Origin of the sequence: Ideonella livida, from assembly GCF_010499455.1 — a bacterium.
GTDB classification, from domain to species: domain Bacteria; phylum Pseudomonadota; class Gammaproteobacteria; order Burkholderiales; family Burkholderiaceae_C; genus Ideonella; species Ideonella livida.
The window spans coordinates 1-3843 of record NZ_JAAGOH010000073.1 but is presented as its reverse complement, the minus strand read 5'-3'; the positions used below and the strand labels follow the sequence as shown (position 1 = coordinate 3843).

Below are 3843 nucleotides of genomic sequence, written 5' to 3'. Positions count from 1 at the left end.
GCCCGCCGCCGTCGGGTCCCCCCACGGGGCGCGAGGCCGCCGGCCGGGGGGCCGGGGGGGCGGCCCGGGTCGAGGCGGAAGCGGCGATGGCCGTGCCGGTGGTGGTGGTGGCGGCGGAAGCGGGCGGCGCCGCGACGGCGCCGCCCTCCCCCTTGCGGCTGCCACGCACCAAGGTCACGGCGGCCATGGGCACCACCAGCACGTCCTGCACCTGGGCCACCACGAAGAAGACCTGCGCGGTCATCTGGGTCATGAGCTGGCGCTGCGGGTTGGGCACTTCAAACAGCGCGTTGTAGAGCACCACGTTGTTGGTCACGGTGGGCGTGGGCTCGATCTTCTGCAGCCGGCCGGGCCAGCGCCGGCCCGGACTGCCCAGGGTGGTGAAGTACACCGGCATGCCCAGGCGCAGGCGGGCCACGTCGGCCTCGGACACCTGGGCCTGCACCGTCATCAGCGACAGGTCGGCCACCCGCAGCACGGTGGGCGCGCTTTGGTTCGTGTTGAGGGTCTGGCCCTGGCGGGCGCTGATGCTGACCACCGTGCCCGACAGCGGCGCCAGCAACCGGGTGTATTTGAGGTTGGCCTCCTCCACCCGCATGGTGGCCTGGATCTGGGCGATCTGGGCCAGGATGGATTCGCGGCTGGCGCGGGCGGCGGCCAGGGTGGTCTCGGCGTTCTGCAGCGTTTCGGGGGTGGTGGCCTCGTCGGCCAACAGCTGGCGCTGGCGGCGCAGGTCGCGCTCGGCCTTGGCCTGGCCGATGTCGGCCTCGGCCAGCTGGGCCTGCTGGTTGCGGATCTGGGCACGGTACGAGTCCACCCGGGCCGCCGTCTGCTCGGCGTCAATCTCAGCCAGCAGGTCGCCCTCGCGCACCTCGTCGCCCACCTCCACCGCCAGCCGGCGCAGCTGGCCCGAGACCTGGGCCCCCACATCCACGTAGTTGCGGGGTTGCAGGGTGCCGGTGGCGGCCACCAGGTCCTCGATATCGCCGCGCTGCACGGCCAGCAGCAGCGGGGTTTCGGCCGGGTCCTGCCGGCCGGCCCACCCGCGCCAGGCGGCCCAACCCGCGCCACCTACCGCCGCCACGGCGGCAGCCCCCAGGGCGGTGCGCAACCAGCGGCGGCGCGGCGGCGTACCGGCCGCGGGGGCGGGGGCGGCGGCGACGGTCGGATCGGGAGAGAACGCCCCCGCGGGCTGGGCGGCGGGCGGGGTCGGCAGGGGGGCGGGTGCCGCAGGCAATTGACTCATGGGCAAGTGGACGAGAGGCCCCGTGGGCGGGGCGGGACGATTCAGGGGCGGGTGTGGCCACCGCAGGCGCAGCCGCAGCCAGCGCGCACCTTGCCGTCCAAATGTGCAAGAAATGCGAATCACTCTTATTTGAAGCACAATATTTGCTGGCGCCCGCCCCCGCACCGCGCCAGCCCTCGGGTGCCCGCCATGCGCCCCCACTGGGCGCGCCCGACCCCTGCCCTGCCGCCAGCCTGCCCGCCCGCCATGCGCCCGCCCAGTCCCCCGCCGCCGCACGCGCCCGTCCTCGTGGTGGACGCGCTGGAACCCCTGGCCACCGCCCTGCGCTCCCCGCTCGCCCAGGCCGGTGTGGCCAGCCACCACCTGCGCCGTGGCCAGGCCGTCGCCGCCTGGGCCCAGGCCCACCACCCGGCGCTGATCCTGCTCGTCCACCGGCCGCCGGGCCAGGACGCCCTGGCGCTGTGCCGGCAGCTGCGCGCCCAGGGCAGTGCGGCCACGGTGCTGCTGCTCAGCCCTGCCTCCACAGAACACGACCGCCTGGAGGGCTTGGCCCAGGGCGCGGACGATTGCCTGGGGGCGCACCTCAGCCACCGCGAATTGACCGCCCGGGTGCTGGCCCACCTGCGGCGCCATGCCCGATTGACCGGCACGGCCCTCCCCGACGCGCCCGCCCGCCCGCCCGCCACGCCTCCCGCCCTGCGCCTGGACCCCCAGCAGCACCAGGCCTTGCTCAACGGCCAGCCGGTGCCCTTGACCTGCCTGGAGTTCCAGCTGCTGGCCACGCTGGCCGGCCAGCCCGGCCGGGTCTTCCGCCGCGCGCAGCTCATGGACGCCATGTACCCTGACGCCCGCGACGTGAGCGACCGCACCGTGGACAGCCACATCCGCAAGCTGCGCCGCAAGCTGGCCGGCCTGCACCCGGGGCGCGAACTCATCCACGCCCTCTACGGACTGGGCTACACCTGGGACCCGGCCCGGTGAGACGGCCCGCGCCATGCCCGCGCCCCCGCGCGCTCCAGCCCCCGCCCCCATGACCCCCCCCACCGCCCCGCTGATCCGCCTGTCCGACCTGGACGATGCTGCCCACGCCGTGCTGGACCCGCGCGCCTGGGCCTACTTCTCGGGTGGCGCGGCCGACGAGCTGACCCTGGCCGACAACCGCCGTGCCTGGGACGCGCTGCGCCTGTGGCCACGCGCGCTGCGCGACCTGCGCGGCCTGAGCACCGCGACCACCCTGGCCGGCCGGCCGCTGGCCCACCCCCTGCTGCTGGCCCCGGTGGCCTGGCACCGCATGGCCCATGCCGATGGCGAGGTGGGCACCGCCCTGGCCGCCGCCGCCCAAGGCGCCGGCATGATCCTCTCCTGCCAGGCCAGCCAGCCGGTGGAGGCCGTGGCCCGCGCCCTGGCCGAGCCCGGCGCCGGCCCGCTGTGGTTCCAGCTCTACCCCCTAGCCCGGCGCGAGGACACCCTGGCCCTGGTGCGCCGCGCCGAGGACGCCGGCTGCGAGGCCCTGGTGCTCACCGTGGATGCGCCGGTGCATGGCGTGCGCGACCGCGAGCGCCGCGCCGGCTTTGCCCTGCCGCCGGGCGTGGGCCCGGTGCACCTGGACGGTTTCGCCCCACCGCCGCCGGGCTTGGAGGGTCTGCTGGCGCTGGCCCCGCGCTGGGACGAGGTGGCCTGGCTGGCCGCCCAGACGCGGTTGCCCCTGTGGCTCAAGGGCGTGCTGCACCCCGAGGACGCGGTGCTGGCGGCCGACAGCGGCGCGGTGGCCGGCCTCATCGTCTCCAACCACGGCGGCCGCACGCTGGACACCGCCGTGCCCACCGCCTGGGCCTTGCCGCGCATGGCTGCCGCGCTGCAGGGCCGCCTGCCGCTGGTGGTGGACGGCGGCATCCGCCGCGGCACCGACGTGCTCAAGGCGCTGGCGCTGGGCGCCAGCGCCGTGGCCATCGGCCGCCCGCAGGTGATGGCCCTGGCCGCCGGCGGCGCGCTGGGCGTGGCGCAGATGCTGCGCCTGCTGCGCGATGAATTCACCGTGGCCCTGGCCCTGGCCGGCTGCCGCAGCCCGGCCGATGTGCATGCCGGCCTGCTGGCGGAAGGTCCAGGCGGCCTGCCCACCTCAACCCCACCCGCCGGCCGCTGAGCACAGCAGGACCCAGGCCCGGCGGCCCGCCGCCGTCGAGGGTGGGCTTTATCATGGAGGCATGGAAGCTCCCCGTGACGTGGCCACTGTGCGCCTCGACAACGCACTGCGCCTGTTCGACGAGTTCGTCCAGCAGACCGTCAAGCAACCCGATGCCGCCACCCTGCGGGGCCTGGAGCGGCGCTTTGCCGAACGGCTGCAGATCCAGCCCAGCTACTGGAGCCAGATCAAGGGCCGCTCGCGCCAGATCGGTGAGCGCCTGGCCCGGCAGTTCGAGCAGTGCTGCGGCAAACCCGCCGGCTGGCTGGACCAGGCCTCCCAGGCGGTGGCCATGTCGTGGCCACCCAGGCCCGCAACGTGGTGGTCGACCGCACCGACCCGTCCATCACCCCGCATGCCGGCATTGCCGCCCTGGTGGCCGACTACAAGGCCCGCGTGGCCCCCATCGCCAACC

3 protein-coding genes and 1 pseudogene are annotated in these 3843 nt (G+C 75.4%); 3 read left to right on the top strand and 1 reads right to left on the bottom strand.

The window, feature by feature from the left end; translation table 11 throughout:
- Window positions 1-1246: efflux RND transporter periplasmic adaptor subunit (locus tag G3A44_RS23035; protein ID WP_163460094.1), on the bottom strand; the 1246-nt coding region annotated here is incomplete at its 3' end.
- A gap of 246 nt (window positions 1247-1492) precedes the next feature.
- Here G3A44_RS23035 and G3A44_RS23030 point away from each other — a divergent pair.
- The 3 genes and pseudogenes from G3A44_RS23030 to G3A44_RS23915 all read left to right on the top strand — a co-directional run.
- Window positions 1493-2227 (top strand): winged helix-turn-helix domain-containing protein, encoded by a 735-nt coding sequence (locus tag G3A44_RS23030; RefSeq protein ID WP_163460093.1) that lies wholly within the window; start codon window positions 1493-1495, stop codon window positions 2225-2227.
- A gap of 49 nt (window positions 2228-2276) precedes the next feature.
- Window positions 2277-3389 carry an alpha-hydroxy acid oxidase gene (locus tag G3A44_RS23025; RefSeq protein ID WP_239062064.1) on the top strand — a complete coding sequence of 371 codons (1113 nt, stop codon included), beginning with the start codon at window positions 2277-2279 and terminating at the stop codon, window positions 3387-3389.
- A 61-nt stretch (window positions 3390-3450) separates the two neighbouring features.
- Window positions 3451-3843 (top strand): annotated as a pseudogene (locus tag G3A44_RS23915) (hypothetical protein); the annotation flags it as partial.